Consider the following 19,199-nt stretch of genomic DNA (forward strand, 5'->3'; position numbering starts at 1 on the left):
GATTGAACTTGGGGGGATCTAATGAGGAATCTTATCTTTGTAGGTGGTATTCATGGTGTTGGAAAATCTACTTTCTGTACAAAACTTTCTGACAATCACGGAATTAAAGCGCATTCTGCAAGCAAGCTAATAGCTTTTAAAAAGAATGAAACTTTCACGAAAGATAAAAGGATTCAAGACATTAAGAGCAATCAAATGTATCTACTCGAGGCTCTTGATGAGGTTGAGAGCAATGTATTTTTATTGGATGGTCATTTCTGTCTGCTCGACATAAATGGAATCATTACCAGAATCCCTGAACAGACTTTCATTGATATATCGCCGCGGGCGATTGTGGTCTTGATTGATTCAGTTAAAGAGATTATTTCCAGGCTACAAGCAAGGGATAGCCACCTTCATAATCATTCAGTCATTAAAGAATTTCAGGATGAAGAGATTGGTTATGCAAAAATCATTTCTGAGAAACTGAATGTTCCTTTAATTATCTTAGATTCTGAAAACAGGGAATTTGAGAATAGTGAACTTAAAAACATTCTTGGTTTAGCTTAGAAAAGCGATGATTAGTACGGCAACTTTTGAGTCATCTATTTGGATCGTTAGCAACAAGATAGATGAAACATGTTTGATGAATACTTTAAAATCTGCAATAAAGAATCAGAACTTCCAAGAAGACTTTGGTGTCTTCAACACTCGTATCCCATTTTGGCAGCCCCTCAACTACGCCAGTCTCATTTTAAGTGTTTTGGTAAATAAATGGGGGTTGTATTAATAATTGATTGACTATGGTACTTTAGAGACATAGAATAGCAGCGGAAGCACCGCAAACTCGGACTCATAACCGATGTTTGTGGTGTTTTTTGATATTATAGCCATGTCTGTTTTCCGGAATACATTTAGTACAAACCAAATTGCTTTCTAAAATTAGAATATCCAGAATATATATGATTAGCAGGGCCATATATTGTCTAATATGAATTTATAAGCTGTAAATTATGGGGGACGATAGTATGAATTCAAGAGTAGTACGAGCCAGATTGATTATAAACTGTGATGTCATGATTGACGATACACTTATTAAAAATATTGAAGAACAGTATCTTGAAGTAAGTAGTGATGAAGAGGCAGGCGCTCGTGTTTTATTTGCTTTTTTAAATCCTAAGATGCCTACAGTCGACCAACTTCAAGCAGAATCTGGTTCTTGGGATGGTGTGTGTGATTTTAAAAAAAGATTTAAAGAGTTGGAATTAACACTTGAGACAGACTAAATGAAGAATACTTTTACTTCCTTGGGAAAATATCCTATTCGACATCCAGGCTTTATGGTACATTAATGTAGTACTTATTACACAAGGGAGCGTAGGATTTTGCCGAATATAGCGATATCGAAGTTAATTGCCCATGACTTAGCTTTAGACAAAGCTAGCCCTAAAACTTACCAGCAACTCATGGAGCTATCTCAAATTCCTTCTGAGGTACTTGATTTTTTCTCTAAGCATATTTCCAATTCAGTTATTGCAAAACAAATTAGAGCATGCACGTTTACACATAAAGAAGCTGCAGTTCTGCTCAATTGCAACGAAATTGCTCGAAATCCGGATGATAATCAACTATTTATTAATAACAGTATAAATATGACCCAGCTACTGTTTAACGTTATGAAAGCTTCAAGTTCAAGAAGTTCAGGGACATTAATTTTCATTTTATACAACGATTTGGATACTGGTCTTCCTTATCTAGCGATTTTGAAGATGGATCCTAACAAAGCTATTCAAATTGATCGCACTAACTATAAGTTTGTCATTCAAGAAGATATTTTGCCAAGTATAAACGAAAAACTCCATAAATGTGCGTTTATAAAGCTTAGCCCAACTCTTTGGGATGATGATTTTCATCTCAAGGTACTGGATAAACAGCAGGTAACAGGTGAGGTTTCTAAATATTTTCTACTATCCTTTTTGGAATCAAGAGCGGTGATTGATAACAAAGTAATGACAGAACTTGTTAGTGTTAATTTAGTTGAGTATGCAATTCAAGAAAAAATTATACAAACTCAATCGGAGATTGTTAATTTTAATGCAAAAGTAGACAGATTACTCAGTAATGGTAGTGATATTGATTTAGATCGGGACTTAGACAGTCTTTTTAAAACATACGTAAAGGGGGATGCCGACCGAGGAGATAAAATAGATGGATTTAAACAAAGGCTTGTTCAAAAACGAGAAAACGTGATGTTTGAATTTGTTGCTGAGAAAAAACCTACTATTGCAATGTTTGCAGATGTGGATAGTTCAATTAAAATTCAATTTCCACTTCAAGATATGAATACAAAGGTATTTCTTGATTATAAGCATGAAGAAGATGGTTCTGTGACAACTATAATTAAACTTAAAGGTGTGGAACTAAAAGAAAAGTTTAAGTAGGGAGTTAATCTATTATGGGTACATTGCTAAATAAATTTTTAGCAATAATAGCTGAACTAGAGTCATACGAACTAGATTCTTCGGAGGACTCCAGTCTTTTTAGTGTGAAATATTCAGTTCCTCTATCAATAATTAGAATAATTTCGCAGAGATTTGATGAAGTTTTTAGCAATTTAGATGTAAGTTTTGAGCTTTTATATGAGAGAAGAATGGACTTTAGCGCGTTTAAACAAAATGATCGGTTTTTAAATACCGATCTTCCTTTGGATTTAAAACTAACGATTAATAAAGATGTTAAGCTTTGCTTGCCGGAAAATACCTTTGTTTTCTTGAAGACTGAATACTTCTTTAAGCATTTTAATGCACTGAATAGTGAATTATTTCAAAGGATTAATATTGAAAAAGAAATTGTGGTTCATCTACCAATTCAAAAACCTTACTCAAATTCTTATTTAAAGCTATTTCCTATCGGACTAAATCCTATTACACCTGCCGAGAAGCTGACTGAGAAAACGAGGGAAGAATTTGACCTTGTAAAAAAAATCCATGACGAAGTTACGCGTGGCGGAGATAGACATCCATTACCTGATTACTATAAAATTGAAGGTTTAACGGATTCATTTAAATCTTGGTTTGATCAAAATTTATTTCACGCAAGTCTTCTTTATATCGCAAATAAAGTAAGTGAAGGTCGAAAATTTTTAATTAGAGGCCATAAGAACATTGAAATATCATTATCGCAAGAACTAATAATACAGAATGCTCCAGCGATTTTTAATATTTATCGCTTTTGTTACGAGGAAAAACATTATAATGACAAAATTGAAATCGCAAGAAATATATTTACAATCTATTTGAACTCGACTGACTCTACAGCGAAAATAGATGAGTTATTGCCGAAGATCGAGAAAACTATATCAAATCATTTTTCGGCCTATATACAAGACAGTATTAAAAAGTTTTTTAATGATCGCAAAGATGTAGTTAAAGAAGCACATAAATTTGGAACTGATTTAAAAGCGGAATCAGATAAGTTACTAACATACATTAATACATCACTATTAGGAATAATTACAGCACTTTTTTCTGGATCTTTGGGGTTATCAAAAGGTGAGCGATGGTATTTAATTGTAGCACTTACGCTTCACGCACTGCTTTTTATTTTTTCATATTTATTCAACCGCAGTTATGTTGAGAAACGAAAAAATGAGATAACAAGATTATATGAAAAATATACTTCTAAATTTGTGGTACTGGCAGAAGATGACCTTGAAGAAATTAAAAGTATTTACATTGAACCAGCAGTTGAAAATGTTAATTCATACTTAAGGCTTTATAAACATGTGATATTCGGACTCATTGCATTTATGATTTTATTGATTGCAGTAGGTTTTGGGCTACCAGAGAGTTTATTTACAACAAGCAATACAAAAACTAACAATGTTAATGCAGTTACAAATAACGTATATGATAATAAGCCTTAATGCTTACTTTTGTTCTTAAAAGTAAGCATTAAATTTAAGTAAGATATAGTCCTTAGAACACAACAATAAGTACTTGTGATGAAAAAGCCAGTGAAATGAACACTTCCAGGACACAACTTTAATACCAAATATCAAAGATTGTCTGGTGATAAAAAAGTCGTGAACCAGTAAAAAAAGTCATGAACCAGTAAAAAGAGTTGTGAACCAGTAAAGAAAGTCGTGAACCTCTAAGTCAGTCCCGATGAGTTTTATCATTCATCGGGACTATTTTTTTAAGGAGTGATACATATCGAAACAATAGGTAGTCGTATTAAAATGATTAGAAAGCTAAATAAGATTAATCAAGTTGACTTTTCTAATCAGATTGGAATATCACAGGCAACGCTTAGCGAACTAGAGCAAGACAAGTATAAGCCATCGGTTGATACTATTCTCGCCATTGTTCAAGGATTCGAAGCGGATGTTGAATGGATTCTTATTGGAACGAAGAGTGCTGCAGGTAAGGCTTTCGGAATCAGGGAAGTCAATGAAAAAGAGGCTAACGTATTAGTGCATTTTGATAAGCTAAAAACAACTGATCAAGATGAAATTATTGATTTCATAAAGTTAAAATTAAGTCGATATTGAGTGACTTTATATTGTTGGTAAATGACATTATGCTAGATTTATTATTTTGAATATTTCACGTTACTGAGTGTTTAATTTGATGACAAAAATGGGGAAATATACTGATTAAGTAATTCCAATAATAATTTAATTTTAATGGCTTCGCTCTTTTTTTAAAGACCGAAGCCATTAGTCGTTTTGAGGGGTATGTAATATATAAAGTTGGAAGTGAGATCCTAGATTCTATTATTTTTTATCATACTAAAGAACTATATTAGAAAAATGCTGTTATAATATGTATATTCGTGTCACGAGCATCTATGAATTGCAGGAGGCAGGTAGTTTGAAGACTAAGGTTAAAACCTTTCAATATGGATAAATAACATGTAATAGATGGTGGTGATTATTATAAAATTTATTAAAGAGAATTGGGATAAGATAGAAATTTATATAATATCTCTTTGGTTATTATTTTTTCTGATTATCGTATTAACAATAAATGTACCAATATATTTTGGTAGGGGATGGGCATTTATTGGCATTACTAAATTATTTAAAATGAATATAGTGGCATTATTTTCGATATCATTCTTAATTATTGGATTTATTTTCTATAGCAGATTTAAATACAAGATGGGTGGGAGTCAAAGGACAGCTTTTAAAATAACAAAAATACAAAATGTTAATTTTGAACACCTAACATTTATTGCAACTTATATAATTCCATTAATTGCGTTCGATCTAAGCAAAACTAGATTTGTTATCGTTCTTTCACTTATTCTGATTATTATTGGAATGATTTATGTGAAAACAAATATTTTTTACGCTAATCCTTCATTGGCCTTGTTGGGGTATCACATTTATAGAGTTGATGGAATGTTTAGAACAGAAGAAAGAAAAGAAATTATAGTTATTTCTAGACAACGGCTAACTCTTGGAATGAATGTAAGATATAAAAAACTTGATGACAAAATATACTTTGTGAGGGTTGAATGAAAATGACAAAAGATGAGTTGAATCAAAGCCTTAATACTTTTTTTCAAGATGAACACGAATTGCTAGCAGAAATATATTTTATTTTAAAAGTAGGTACTGAAACTGTTCTTAGATTTGCTGATATTGAGCGAGATTCCCAAATAGATTTAACTAGTCAGTTTATTGGGAAAGTTAAATCTGAGCTAATTGAAGATCAGAATCTAAATGTGATCAGTATTTCTGATGCTGATGATAGAACAAATGTTATCTACGAATATGACCTAGAAGAAATTCCTAATGAATTAACTGTAATTGATCAAATAATTGAAAATGAGGATATAGAAACGTTTACGTTTGATAATGATCGGCTTGAAGATATAAGAGGAATAGTTATTTTAATTTCTCATAATGGTGAAAATTTAGTTTTATATAAAAAACATTATCCAATAAGTCTTTTTAAAAAAGATGGTGGATTTAATATTAAAAGGTGGGGGAATCAACAACGATTTACTCAACTAGATGAAGACATTGTGAAAATAAATATTTCATTTGATTTTATAAAATTAAATAATACATTATTCATTAAAGATCTAAAGACTTTAGAGAAATTTTTTGGATTTCATGATGTAATAAAAAGGAAAGCTGAATCTTGCTTGGAAAAAATTATAGAAGCAGAAATACTAGAAAACCCTGAAGATTTAAAAACCCTAATGGAGGATATTACTTTTGCTCGAAAAATGACTAAAGTATATTCTTCATCACCGGTTTTGGGGAAAATACCTACACTTACCATAATATCCTTTGTAGAAAATTACCCATCATTAGTAGGGAAATTTCAATTTAATGCAGATAAAAGTAGAATCTCACTTTCTACGAATATTTCAAAGCAATTATTTATTAAGCTGCTAAATGACGACTTTCTACAATCGGAATTAACAAATCTTTACTATGCTAGTTTAGCAAAAGATACATTACTAGAAGTAATAGTATAATCCTTACATTGTTTATGGATTTCATCTTTATTCATAGGAGATGTCAGAGTCTCTACATGTGAACATATTATGCTGGAAGAATAGTACAATAAATAGTGTATAATTATGGAAAACCTCTGTCGAATGAAGGGGTTTTCTCTTTAATTGTGGAATAAGTCTATAGAACTAATAAGCTACAGATAGGAGCAATACCATGCTAACAGGAGAAGTTCGTAATAAGATTGATAAAATATGGTCAGATATTTGGGCAGGCGGTATTAGCAACCCATTAACCGTTATAGAGCAGCTTACTTACTTGATGTTCATTCGTTCTCTTGATGAAAAGGAACTGGAAAACGAGAGCTTCGAGGCACTTGGCGGTGAAGGGATACCGAAGATTTTTCCACAGGATGAAGATGGGCAAAACATGCGTTGGAGCAAATTCAAGACGAAAGATTCTCGTATTATTTACGATATTGTCGGTACAAAAGTTTTCCCATTTATTAAAACAATGAATGGTGCGAATACGACGGCCTTCTCGCGTTATATGCAGGATGCGATGTTCCTAGTGCCTACACCTCAGGTATTGCAAAAAATGATTACAGGCCTAGATGAGCTGTATGAACACGATATTAAAGACTTGGATATGCAGGGCGACCTTTACGAGTATATGCTCGGTAAGCTGGCTTCCGCAGGACAGAACGGCCAGTTCAGAACGCCAAAGCATATCCGCGATATGATGGTGCGTTTGCTTGCGCCTACTCCTAACGATAAAATTTGTGACCCTGCCTGCGGTACAGCGGGCTTCTTAGTATCTTCGTCAGAATATATCCGAGAGAACTTCGAAGCTGAGATGACTAGTGAGCAGTGGGAGCATTTTGCCGGAGAGATGTTCTCTGGATTTGATACAGACCGTACCATGTTGCGCCTATCGGCTATGAACCTGATGCTTCATTCTATTAACCAGCCTCATATCGATTATGTGGACAGTGTATCCAAGCAGAACAGTATTGCTTCCGCGTATGATATTGTACTTGCCAATCCGCCATTCACAGGAACGGTTGACGCCGAGAGTATTAACGATAACTTGAAGACAGTCTGTGATACCAAAAAGACGGAGCTTTTGTTTCTGGCACTCTTTTTGCGAATTCTCCGTAAGGGTGGACGCTGCGCATGTATCGTGCCAGATGGTGTATTGTTTGGTTCTACCAAGGCACACAAAGCTTTGCGTAAAGAACTGGTGGAGAATCACCAGCTTCAGGCTGTTATCTCAATGCCGAGCGGTGTGTTTAAACCTTATGCCGGTGTGAGCACGGCTGTTCTTGTTTTTACCAAGACGGGTGCAGGCGGTACAGATAAGGTTTGGTTCTATGATATGAAAGCTGACGGCTTTTCGTTGGATGATAAACGATCTCCTGTTGAAGCCAATGATATTCCCGATATTGTTACTCGCTTCCATAACCTTGAGGGTGAGATGGATCGCATGCTAACTGAGGCTAGCTTCTTGGTAGATAAGGCTGCTATTGAGGCGAATGAGTATGATTTATCAATTAACAAATATAAAGAAGTGGTTTATGAAAAAGTGGAGTACGATAAGCCGGAAGTGATTATTGCTCGGCTCGATGGATTGAACCTTGATATTGCTGCCAAGATGGAGGAATTGAGGGGGCTTTTGGGTGAGTAAGTGGGAAATGGTGAAGTTTGGTGATGTTTTTAAAATAGCTTCAGGTGGAACTCCTTCTAAAAGTAAGCCTGAATATTATGAAAATGGGACCATTCAGTGGGTGAGAACTGGTGATTTGAAAGATAAATATATTACCCAAGTAGATAATTGGATTACAGAAGAAGCACTTAGAAATAGCTCAGCAAAGTTATTTCCAATTGATACAGTACTTATTGCAATGTATGGGGCTACTATTGGTGCTTGCTCGATTCTATCCATCGAAGCTGCTACCAATCAAGCCTGTGCAGCTTTTTTGCCTAACAAAGATGTGGATAGTTCCTATCTATATTTTTTTCTTTGCAGTAAGAAGGATGACTTTATTAAATTGGGAGTTGGCGGAGCGCAACCTAATATTTCAGCTACAATTCTTAAGGATGTGAATATTCCTCTCCCACCACTCGAAACACAAAAGCAAATCTCCAAAACATTAGACACCGCAGCAGAACTGCTTGCCATGCGCAAACAGCAGCTTGCAGAGTTGGACAGCCTTATCAAATCCACCTTTTATGATATGTTTGGAGAGTTAAAAAATATCGAGACCAACGCCTTAATAGATTTAATTAATGAAGGTGCTGGTTTGTCTTACGGGATTATTCAACCTGGTGATGATGTTGGTAATGGAGTAGGTATTATTCGCCCCGTGGATATGGTCCAAGGGACGCTAGTCCTAGAAAATATTAAATACGTACCTTCAGAGATAGAAGCACCTTATAAAAAAACGAGATTAATTGGAAATGAAATATTGATTTCCGTAAGGGGAACAGTAGGTGCTTCGGTACTTACTGATGAAAGATGTAAAGATATGAATGTAGTAAGAAATATTGCGGTTATCAGACAAAATGATAAAGTTGTCAACAAGGTATATTTGAATGAGTATCTTAAATCTGAATCGAGTCAAAGGTATATTCAAGAAAATACGAAGGGGGCTACATTAAAGGGAGTAAACCTTTCAGCGTTAGGGGAACTTCGAATTCCATTGCCACCACTCTATCTGCAAAACCAATTCGCCACCATCGTCACCAAAATCGAAGAACAAAAATCCCTCGTCAAACAAGCCATCGACGAAACGCAACACCTGTTCGACAGCTTGATGAGCGAGTATTTTGAATAACGAGCCTATATTTTATCCGTGAGGTGAATCCAATGACTGCCAACTTTGAATTCTTACAGGGACAAACAGAATACGAATTATTTGCTACTGCCTGTATCGAGGCTGAACGGGTGCTTGCCACCTCTCCTGCCATGGCAGCGGTGGGCAGCCGGAAGGCCTTTGAGCTTGCGGTCAAATGGGTATACGCCGCTGATAATACTATCACGCTGCCCTATAAGGATAATTTGCAGTCATTGATTCATGAGCCTTCTTTCCGATTCGCCATGGAGAACCAGACCTGGGGGAAGCTGCCTTATATCATTAATCTGGGCAACCTTGCTGTACATACCAACAAGTCGGTTAGCCGAGGCGATGCTTTATTATCCCTAGCCTCTCTGTTTGAGTTCGTGCAATGGATCGACTATTGCTATGGAGCGAGCTATGAGGAACGCTCCTTTAATGAAGCGAACATCCCAGCTGAGAAGGTCGTTCTCGACGAGGCGAAGATCAAAGAGAAGGATAGTTTACTCGAACAGAAGGATTCCGAGATCGAGGCACTCCATGCCAAAATCGCAGCAATGAGCGATCGGCTTACAGCTGACAAAGATCAGCATCAAGCACAGCGGCATTTTACCCCTGAGGATATTACTGAATTTAAAACACGCAAAAGATACATTGATGTTGAGTTGAAGCTGCTGGGTTGGACATTTGGCGATGATGTGAGGGAAGAAGTAGAGCTGTTTGGCATGCCTAATCATGAGGAGAAGGGCTATTCGGATTATGTGTTGTATGGCAAAGATGGCTTGCCCCTTGCAATCATTGAAGCGAAGCGTACTTCGAAGGATCCGAAGATTGGCACTCATCAAGCGAAGCTTTATGCGGACTGTCTTGAGAAAATGACCGGCAGACGACCGATGATGTTCACCACGAATGGGTTCGAAACCAATCTATGGGATGACGTTACCTCTCCGCAGCGTAAGGTGAGCGGTATTTTTTCAAAGGCTGATTTGGAAAAGCTGATGAACCGCCGCACCGAACGCAAGGTGTTGGATGAAGTCATCATTGATGATAAAATCACAGACCGTTACTACCAGAAGGAAGCCATCCGTGCGGTAGGTGAGCATATAACAACAGGTCATAGACGTGCGCTTCTCGTGATGGCCACAGGTACGGGGAAGACGAGAACTGCCTCCAGTTTGACGGATGTGCTATCCCGCGGGGGCTATGTGACCAATACGTTGTTCCTAGCAGACAGAACAGCATTGGTTAAGCAGGCGAAGGACGACTTCAAAAACTACTTACCCCATATGTCCCTATGTAATTTGCTGAGCAATAAGGATGATAAGACCGCTCGTATTGTATTCTCGACATATCCGACTATGCTAAACACCATAGATAAGGCAAAAGGCGATGATGGAAAGCGTCTATTTACTCCCGCGCATTTCGATCTGATCGTGGTGGATGAGGCGCATCGAAGTATTTTCAAGAAATATCGGACGATATTTGAATATTTTGACGGTCTTATCGTGGGATTGACGGCAACACCGAAGACGGAAGTTGATCGTAATACGTACGATTTCTTCGAGATGGAGAGCGGCGTGCCAACTTATGCGTATGCCTATGAGACAGCGGTAGAGATTGATCATGTGCTGGTTCCCTACCATAATATCGAGATCACAACGAAGTTCCTAGAGCAGGGAATTACTTATGACGATCTTTCTACAGAAGATAAGGCACGTTATGAAGAAGATTTCACAGATGAAGACGGTGAGATGCCTGAGTTTATTCCCTCCCCTGCGGTGAATGAATTTATTTTTAACCAAGCTACGGTTGATAGAGTTCTAGAGGATCTGATGACCAAGGGGATCAAGGTGGCAGGCGGAGACAGGCTTGGAAAAACGATCATTTTCGCGCAAAATAAAAAGCATGCTCAATATATCGTTGAGCGTTTCGATAAACTTTATCCGCAGTATAACGGTAGTTTCGCTAAGCGAATTATTTCGGATGACAGCTATGCGCAGAGCATCATTGATGATTTTAAGGTTCCTGGCAAAGAGCCGCATATCGCGGTATCTGTGGATATGCTGGACACGGGTATCGACGTCCCGGATATTGTCAATTTGGTGTTCTTCAAACGCATTCGCTCCAAGACGAAATTCTGGCAGATGATTGGCCGCGGGACAAGGCTTCGTAAGAACCTGCTCGGAGAGGGAGAAGATAAGACGCGTTTTGTCATTTTCGATTATCTAGGGAACTTCGAATTTTTCCGTCAACAGAAGGAAGGATTGCAGGGGAATGAATCTCACAGCTTGTCTGAAGCGATCTTTGCGAAGCGCGTTAGGCTGATCCATCATACTCAGCAGTCCACCTTCATCGATGAACCTTATCAAGCTATTCGTTCGGAACTGATCGATACGGTCCTATTGCAGATAAAGGCATTGAACGTGGAGCTAATCTCGGTGAAAATGCAATTGCAATATGTAGAGAAGTATAAACAGGGGGCTGCATTCGTTTGTCTGTCCGATGTAGATAAGAGCAACCTGATTACCTATCTTGCACCTATCGTTTACATGGATGATACGGACGAGCATGCCAAGCGTTTTGACAACTTCATGTATGGACTCATGCTTGCTCAGATCGAGGGTTCGGCGCAACTGAACAAAGCTAAGAAGCAGCTGATAGAGATCTCTTCCAATCTACTACAGCGGGCTACGATTCCGCAGATTAAGGAGAAACTGGCGCTGATCAGCACGATTGGAACGGACGATTTCTGGCATAGCTCGGATATGCTGAATTTTGAGAAGGTGCGTGTTGAGCTACGTAGTCTTATCAAATTCATTATCGATGAAGGCAGTGGGAAAAATCCGATCTATACGAATCTTGCCGATGAAGTTCTAAGCATTCAAGAGGGCAAAGAGATGTACCAGGCCTATGACTTTGAGGACTACAAGCTGAAGGTTAATCGCTATATTGAGAAGAATCGCGACACACTGGCCATTCATAAACTTCGGAACAATATCCCGCTTACTGCTCTCGATTACGAAAGTTTAGAGAAGATTTTCACAGGAGAGTTAGGTACGGCTGAGGATTATCAACGAGAGTATCAGAACACGCCATTCGGTCTTTTGGTGCGCAAAATCGCTAAGCTGGAGTATGAGGCGGCGACCGTTGCATTCTCAGAATTTATTAATGATCAGTTCCTAAGCCAGGCGCAAATCGTTTTTGTGAAAAAGGTTATTGATTATATCGTGCAGAACGGCTATATCGATAATGTATCGGAACTGACGAAGCCGCCGTTCGATAAACCACAGAGCTTCGTAAAGCTGTTCGATGGCACGAAGCAAAAGCGACTTGTAGAGATGGTAACACAGATCAAGGAGAATGCGGTTAAGATCTTGAGTTAATGCGGAGATGTGAGGATAGATAGGCATTGCGGAAAGAGGAGAAGTATGATCTTTGATGTTATTTCAAAATATCATCTGCTTTTAAGGCTTGATAAGCACCATAGATATAAATCGTGGGAGCATTGCTATCGATATTTCAATAAAAACTTTATTTCCGTTCAGAATGAAGAAGTATTGGATCACGGGTGTCTTCACTTAGCATTTTACTTAGCAAGTTGGGGAATGTTGCGTGGAGGGGCATTTTTACTCCAAAAAGATTATCGCGTACATGAGTACTTTCTAAAGGAAGTAGTTACGAAATCTCACTATCATAAGTATTATGATCGAGAACTTCACCTAAACATGAATAAGATAAGTATCGAAGGTATAGATGAACTTATTCAAGACACAACTGACGCATTTATCAACAACATCCCTCAGATTAATGGTGAGGATAAAATGATAAACGTAACAGATACATTGGCTTCAAAAATATTGCTCGGTGTATATGGCAATGTTCCTGCATATGATCGATATTTAAAAGCTGCATTAAAAAGACATGGGATAAAACAACAGTTTGATGAAGAATCATTAATGGAGATCGTAGATTTCTACTATCTAAATCGTGATGAGTTTGAAAAGTGCCAACGTTTGTTTAGAGAAGATGGTTCAACCTATACACCGATGAAGCTAGTTGATATGTATTTCTGGCAGGTCGGCTATTTCATGGATAATCCGGATGACTATAGTGAAGAACTGAAAAAAGTAGATGAATTCATTGCTGGTTTTTATTTAGCGAGAGGTAGTGTTCAAGTTAAATCAGTAAGCAAAAACGCTGGATCAACTGAAAAGATTCGAGAATACATTATTGAAGTTTTAAATCAAGCTAAAGCACAAGGTGTTACAATCATCGATTTAAGGTCTGGTGATATTCATAAGAATCTTAAGCTAGCCAACCGAATGCCGTCTATCTGCAGTGCAATGGTATCGCTTGGTGCCTTTAACTTTGAAATCATTAATGATACTCCAAGTGGAGCAAGTTCGACAAAGGTAGTAAGGTATTTTTTGAAGTAGTTAAAAACCTTGTGCTTCTTCGAGGCTCCTGTAAGAATCTAATTAATAAAAAAAGGTACAGTACCTCAAAAAAATGAGGTTATTGTACCTTTTGTATTTTCTTACGTTGGCATAGTCGAGCTTTCAAAATATGTCAAGTCGTTAATGTTTTTTTTCAATTTGCGATCGATACAATTTCCAACTATCTTCAGCCATTGCGTATAAAGATTTATCCGTTCCGTTTAACAGCCAATATTTCGTTCCATTCAGATGGTGATTGCTTAGGTGGGTTTGTTGCGCAATTTCTGTAAGAATTAACTGCGTTAGTCTAGAAATGGAATAGACTTTGTTATCAAAAGACCATCTGACTGTGGGTTTACCATCTTCCAAATTGATTGTTGCCTTTGAAATAAGCTCGTTATTAAATTGGTACTGGGACTTACTTGAAGGGAGTAATGAGATATGATCACCATTATTAATTATCCCTTTATCAAGTAGTAACTGAAGACTATTCTTCCTACGTGTTGCTTTTAATTTTTGAGTATTCTGCACATCTGACTTAATTATTTGAATAAACTCCTCAAATGGATTGCTACGTTGCAGCAATGCGGAAGCTATTCCATCGTACCTCTCCCCAATATTCATTGAAAAATTCGCTTCAGGAAGTTGCCTATTGATTAGAGAGGAAACAAGATCAAAGTGTTCATTGGAAGTTCGCAAAGTATTCCAAGTTAATAACATAGTATCGTCAATTTCGAATGTCCAAGGCTTCTGATCAAATATCCATTCCATATCAGTCACTACTGTATTAATGAAATTATCAATAGTTGTTGAACCTTTATCAGTTTGTTTTTTGATTTTAATCGATAGCCAGCCTGACTTAATAAGTCGACGTTTGTTCTGAGGGTCAGTTATGAAACTTATTCGTAAATCCCCACTCACTATACCAATTGGATCTCTATACCAAAATGTGGCTCCACCGGCAAAGTCTCGATGAATATCGTGAAAAAAGCTAAAGACAGCCTTCCAATTCCCCGAGACAATGTGGTTGTAACTTTTACTCATTTGTAAAGTCTGTAGTTTTTCTGATAAAAAATGAAAATCCTCTGTTGATCTTACTCTCTTCTCTAGCTCTTCTAGGAAGTCATAATAAACTTCAACATCATATTCACTGAAATATGGTAGTTCAATGGGTTTTAATGATGTGTCTATGTTATTAAATAGTGCCATTATTTTATTATTTTTCTCTTTATGATAAAAAAGAAACCATGGCGGGATCCCAAAGAAATCAGCTACATCCCTAATTCTTGGATAACTGACAGTCCGAAGGGATTTATTTATTCTTGATGGCCATCTAGATTCATCTTGGACAGCCTTACAAAGAAAACGTATTGACGAATCGATAGATTTCAATAAAGCAGCAATAAGCTCAAGGTCTACCCATTCTACATATGCTTTTTCAAACTCTTCGCGCCAAGTTGTATGATTTGTTTCATAATCCTCTATTTTAATCGACACGCCCGTTCCTCCAGTCATCGAAATTTGCGCCAATTTCTAGTAATGTTGCGCCACTCGCTTACTAATATATTCCCTATAATACTATTAACGCAACAACCTTAGAAAAGAGATTAGGATAAATAAAGAACTTAAATTCACGAAAAATATCGAATATCCAATATTTTATTGAATTTATTCCTATAATATTGGATATAACTGGAGGTGTAATCAAAATAACTAATTGGATGGTGCTGTATGGAAAGCTATAACTCTATTGGAATCGCTACTATTACTTCTAGAGGAATTAGTTTTAATAGTTTGTTTTACTCATGCAGTCGAGCTATTAGTGAACAATGGTATGAATATGCCAAACTTCATGGGGAAACTCAAATTATGGTCTTATATAACAATAGCGATCTATCAAAAATCTGGATTCAATTAGTCAACTCTAGATTTGAAATTGGGGAAACGGATGTTGCATATCTTTTGGTTCGTGAAGAAGTGTGTAACTCAAAACTTGAGAGGTATTTTGAGAGTATTCAAAAGCTTAAATCATTAAGAGAAACACAAAGAAAGGTGGAAAATAGATGAGTAAAAGGCAGAGGAAAACAACACAAATAGTGATTGATAAAAGAATAAAGGAAGGAAGAGGAAAAGGACATTTCACAGATTACAAACCATGGTTAACGATTCATGATGTACCCTCACAAGGTGTAGTAACTCGAATATTAGGGTGGAAGACTGGCCGATTGCATCACTATTTTTCGGAGCATTTTGAATTAGCACATCATTATCAAATGGAGTGGGCTCTCAATTGCGCTGATATACGTGAACAATTTCCACTTTTACCGCTAGAAAAAACACTCTTTATCGCAGATAAATTAGGCATTAAACACCCTGTTGACCCGAAGACAAAGCACCCCATTGTAATGACGACTGATATGTTGTTAAGCGTTCAAAAGGAAGATGACATTAGGTTTGTCGCACATACTATTAAACCAAAGTCTAAGTTAAACAAAAGGGTTTTGGAGAAGTTCGAGATAGAAAAAAGATTCTTTAAGGATTCAGGAATCGACTGGGCATTAATTACTGAGGCTCAAATAAACTATGAACTTGTCAAAAATGTTGAGTGGTTGCATTCAGCAAAAGGATTAGATGGCAATCAGATTTCAAAACAGCTTATTACAGAACTTGAACCAATGCTATATAAAGCCATTCAAAAGGAGGAAATGCCATTAGCTAAAACGACTTTGCAATTTGATGAAAGTGAAGGACTAGATCAGGGAACCTGTATGTTTGTAGTACGTCATTTAATAGCAAATCGATTTTGGGGAGTTGATATGAATAAAAGAATTGTTCCTACCCTTCAGCCATTAAAAGTATATAAAAATAAGGTTGATGGAGGTATAGGTTATGGAATTATACGTTAGTAATTTATTCGATAGACGCGATGGTGAGGCCAAACTAATCGATTGTGAAAGAATACTCTGGATGAATCGTGATAAGGATCTAGTCGTGACAATCTCAATTCTAGATAAGAAAGGCTTACCTGTTCTGAAAAGCCTTTCCGCAATGGAGTTAGAAATAAAAAGTGGATTTCTACTTAAACGTGAATATGATCCTTATACAAAATTTATGATAACTGACAATAAGTTAACCACTAAAGAAATTCAAATTAGGGATCATGCATGGAGTTTAATTAGTGAAATGGTTGAGATTGAACCTAATGTATATAATCCAACGGAAAGATATCAAATGATTAAGAAAGCATGTGATGAAACAGGTAAAGGGAAAAATAGCTTTTACAAATATCTTCACTATTATTGGACAGGAGGCAAAATGGTAAATGCCTTGCTTCCTCGATTTCGGAAATGCGGCAAGCCGGGTGGAAGGAAAAACCCAACTAAGAAGATGGGAAGACCTAGAGAAACGAAAAAGGCAATTAGTCCCGATATGGAGGGTGTCGTGGTTAACGAGGGGATTCGAAAGATCTTCGATAAAGTTATTAGAGATATATATTTGAAGATTAACCGACGTGATTCTGTACGATTTACGTATGTCCAAATGCTTAAAAACCACTTTGCAATCGGAACAGAGATTAGAAATAAAGTGGAAATACCTATAATTCCACCTGAGTATAAAGTTCCAAGTATAACTCAGTTGCGCTATCATATTAAAACTCATTTTCCACGTGGTAAAAGGTTGGTTGCAAGGGAAGGGGAGGTTACTTTCAACCGTGATTTCCGACCACTTCTTGGCTCGGAAACAAGAAAGGCATCAGGTCCGGGACAAATCTTTGAGATAGACGCTACTGTAGCTGATGTGTATCTAGTTAGCTCTGATGATCCAAATCAGATAATTGGCAGGCCAGTTGTTTACATTGTCGTTGATGTGTGGAGTCATATGATTGTTGGATTTTATGTTGGTTTAGAAGGGCCCTCTTGGCAAGGCATGATGATGGCTCTTGAGAATACAGCAGTCAATAAGGTGGAGTTTTGTGCCCAGTACGATATTCCCATTCAACCAGAAGATTGGCCATGTCATCACATGCCTGAAAATTTTTATGCTGATCGCGGAGAAATGGAGAGTAAGAACGCAGACTCATTGGCCAAAGCTCTCGGTATTAAGCTGAAGAATGCACCTCCATACCGTGCTGACTTAAAGGGGATTGTTGAGCAACAGTTTAGGACATTGAATCTAACGCTGCAACCTTGGATGCCAGGAGCAGTTAAGAAGGAATATATAAAACGAGGAGGCCCCGATTATGTATTAGATGCGAAGTTAACACTTAAGGATTTTTCAACCATGTTCATTGAGAGAATCCTTTATCGAAATAACTCTCATTATATGGAGCATTATCCACTAGATAAGGCGGAAGCAAAAGATAACGTTAAACCGATAGCTCGTGAACTTTGGAATTGGGGTGTGGCGCATAATCATTTTCTTAAAGAGGTACACCCAGACATCGTTAGGTTAAATGTAATGCCAGAAAAGAGCGTTACTGCAAGTCGGGAAGGAATCTATTTTGAGGGGATGTATTTTGGTAGTGAAGAACTTGTTCGACAAGGATGGTTTGTAAAGGGAAAGTCCATTAAAACGATCATTTCTTATGACAGAAGATGCATGAATCATGTATATGTCAAAACGGATAATGGAAGGGGTTTTATTAAATGCTTTTTGTTAGAAAAGTCCTCGAGATACCAAGACCTATCCCTTGAAGAAATAAAAGAATTACAGTACCAAGATAAATTAAATCGGAGTATTTATCGTTCAACCGAACTGCAAGAAGAAGTTGCATTGAGTGCTAAACTCGAAGCAATTGTAGATAAGGCAACAAAACGTATGGAAGAGCAAATAGATACAACCTTGACCAAAACAGAGCGGAAATCTGGCATTCATCAAAATAGAGCAGAAGAAAGGGACGAGATTCGAAAATCTCAGTCCTATGAATTAGGCAAATCTCAAAATAGTGCAGAGGAACAAGAAGTTAATGTAACTTCAATTGATTCCTATCGACCAAAATCAAAATTAGAACTATTAGCAAGTATTAAGGAGGAACGTATTCATGGCTAGAAAGCTTGTTTTTGAAAATAAGTATCAGTATATCCCCAGCTTAGTAGGTGAACAAGTAGAGGCAGTATACGCTGAACAGGTAATTGGAGGTTACAAAGATAACCCATTTATTGAATCGTTGCCTCCTATCTTTGAGGATCATCAGGTCATTTCCAAAATTGCGAAATACCCCGATTATAACGAAGAACAGCGAAAGCTGGGGAAACAAACAAGACTACATTTGGTTCAACAGATTTCCGACTACGTAGAGCCACTGCAGTCACATATACTCATTGAGCAGAGGTTATCAAGACTAATTCGGCATGGATATAAGGCTAGAAACCCACTGGCTCGGGAGTCAATTCGTCAATTTCATATTGGCTTTAATGAGATCCTTGATGCTGGTGTAGACTCATCTGGTTTAAATATAGCTTGAGTAAGGTCC

16 protein-coding genes are annotated in these 19,199 nt (G+C 37.1%); 15 read left to right on the forward strand and 1 reads right to left on the reverse strand.

Translation table 11 applies throughout. From position 1 onward, the window contains the following. Positions 1–21 precede the first annotated feature (21 nt). The 11 genes from IEY34_RS22440 to IEY34_RS22490 all read left to right on the forward strand — a co-directional run bounded on the left by IEY34_RS22440 (position 22) and on the right by IEY34_RS22490 (position 13,726). Positions 22–549 (forward strand): ATP-binding protein, encoded by a 528-nt coding sequence (locus IEY34_RS22440; protein WP_189015303.1) that lies wholly within the window; start codon positions 22–24, stop codon positions 547–549. 458 nt (positions 550–1,007) lie between these two features. Then, positions 1,008–1,265, forward strand: a complete 258-nt coding sequence (locus IEY34_RS22445) for a hypothetical protein (protein ID WP_189015305.1) — start codon at positions 1,008–1,010, stop codon at positions 1,263–1,265. Between the two features lie 99 nt (positions 1,266–1,364). Next, positions 1,365–2,420, forward strand: coding sequence for a nucleoid-associated protein (locus IEY34_RS22450; RefSeq protein ID WP_189015307.1), 1,056 nt, complete (start codon positions 1,365–1,367; stop codon positions 2,418–2,420). 14 nt (positions 2,421–2,434) lie between these two features. After that, complete coding sequence (locus tag IEY34_RS22455; protein WP_189015309.1) at positions 2,435–3,904, forward strand: hypothetical protein; 1,470 nt, start codon at positions 2,435–2,437, stop codon at positions 3,902–3,904. 315 nt (positions 3,905–4,219) lie between these two features. Further along, positions 4,220–4,531 carry a helix-turn-helix domain-containing protein gene (locus IEY34_RS22460; RefSeq protein WP_189015311.1) on the forward strand — a complete coding sequence of 104 codons (312 nt, stop codon included), beginning with the start codon at positions 4,220–4,222 and terminating at the stop codon, positions 4,529–4,531. 372 nt (positions 4,532–4,903) lie between these two features. Further along, positions 4,904–5,506, forward strand: a complete 603-nt coding sequence (gene kwaA / locus IEY34_RS22465; RefSeq protein ID WP_189015313.1) for an anti-phage protein KwaA — start codon at positions 4,904–4,906, stop codon at positions 5,504–5,506. Continuing rightward, the gene (gene kwaB, locus IEY34_RS22470; RefSeq protein WP_189015315.1) at positions 5,503–6,477 is read left to right on the forward strand and encodes an anti-phage protein KwaB; all 975 of its coding nucleotides are present in this window, start codon (positions 5,503–5,505) and stop codon (positions 6,475–6,477) included. The genes kwaA and kwaB overlap by 4 nt, the downstream gene beginning before the upstream one ends. Before the next feature lie 193 nt (positions 6,478–6,670). Beyond that, positions 6,671–8,140 carry a type I restriction-modification system subunit M gene (locus IEY34_RS22475; protein WP_189015317.1) on the forward strand — a complete coding sequence of 490 codons (1,470 nt, stop codon included), beginning with the start codon at positions 6,671–6,673 and terminating at the stop codon, positions 8,138–8,140. After that, a complete protein-coding gene (locus tag IEY34_RS22480; protein ID WP_189015319.1) occupies positions 8,133–9,290 on the forward strand; it encodes a restriction endonuclease subunit S in 1,158 nt (385 codons plus the stop codon). Before IEY34_RS22475 ends, IEY34_RS22480 begins: the two co-directional genes overlap by 8 nt. A 32-nt stretch (positions 9,291–9,322) precedes the next feature. Next, complete coding sequence (locus IEY34_RS22485) at positions 9,323–12,673, forward strand: DEAD/DEAH box helicase family protein (protein WP_189015321.1); 3,351 nt, start codon at positions 9,323–9,325, stop codon at positions 12,671–12,673. A gap of 45 nt (positions 12,674–12,718) precedes the next feature. Then, a complete protein-coding gene (locus IEY34_RS22490; protein WP_189015324.1) occupies positions 12,719–13,726 on the forward strand; it encodes a hypothetical protein in 1,008 nt (335 codons plus the stop codon). A 141-nt stretch (positions 13,727–13,867) separates the two neighbouring features. Here IEY34_RS22490 and IEY34_RS22495 read toward each other — a convergent pair whose 3' ends face one another. Continuing rightward, positions 13,868–15,223: a hypothetical protein gene (locus IEY34_RS22495; RefSeq protein ID WP_189015326.1), complete on the reverse strand. Its 1,356-nt coding sequence runs from the start codon at positions 15,221–15,223 to the stop codon at positions 13,868–13,870. A gap of 234 nt (positions 15,224–15,457) precedes the next feature. Here IEY34_RS22495 and IEY34_RS22500 point away from each other — a divergent pair, with 234 nt between their 5' ends. Genes IEY34_RS22500 through IEY34_RS22515 form a run of 4 tightly spaced genes read left to right on the forward strand, consistent with a single transcriptional unit; the run spans position 15,458 to position 19,190 of the window. Beyond that, complete coding sequence (locus tag IEY34_RS22500; RefSeq protein WP_189015328.1) at positions 15,458–15,793, forward strand: Mu transposase C-terminal domain-containing protein; 336 nt, start codon at positions 15,458–15,460, stop codon at positions 15,791–15,793. Further along, complete coding sequence (locus IEY34_RS22505) at positions 15,790–16,632, forward strand: TnsA endonuclease N-terminal domain-containing protein (protein ID WP_189015330.1); 843 nt, start codon at positions 15,790–15,792, stop codon at positions 16,630–16,632. Before IEY34_RS22500 ends, IEY34_RS22505 begins: the two co-directional genes overlap by 4 nt. Beyond that, positions 16,616–18,775: a TnsB C-terminal domain-containing protein gene (locus tag IEY34_RS22510; protein WP_189015332.1), complete on the forward strand. Its 2,160-nt coding sequence runs from the start codon at positions 16,616–16,618 to the stop codon at positions 18,773–18,775. Before IEY34_RS22505 ends, IEY34_RS22510 begins: the two co-directional genes overlap by 17 nt. Then, positions 18,768–19,190, forward strand: coding sequence for a hypothetical protein (locus tag IEY34_RS22515; protein ID WP_189015334.1), 423 nt, complete (start codon positions 18,768–18,770; stop codon positions 19,188–19,190). The genes IEY34_RS22510 and IEY34_RS22515 overlap by 8 nt, the downstream gene beginning before the upstream one ends. Positions 19,191–19,199 lie beyond the last annotated feature (9 nt).

The organism is Paenibacillus marchantiophytorum, assembly GCF_014640555.1.
Taxonomy (GTDB): Bacteria; Bacillota; Bacilli; order Paenibacillales; family NBRC-103111; genus Paenibacillus_E; species Paenibacillus_E marchantiophytorum.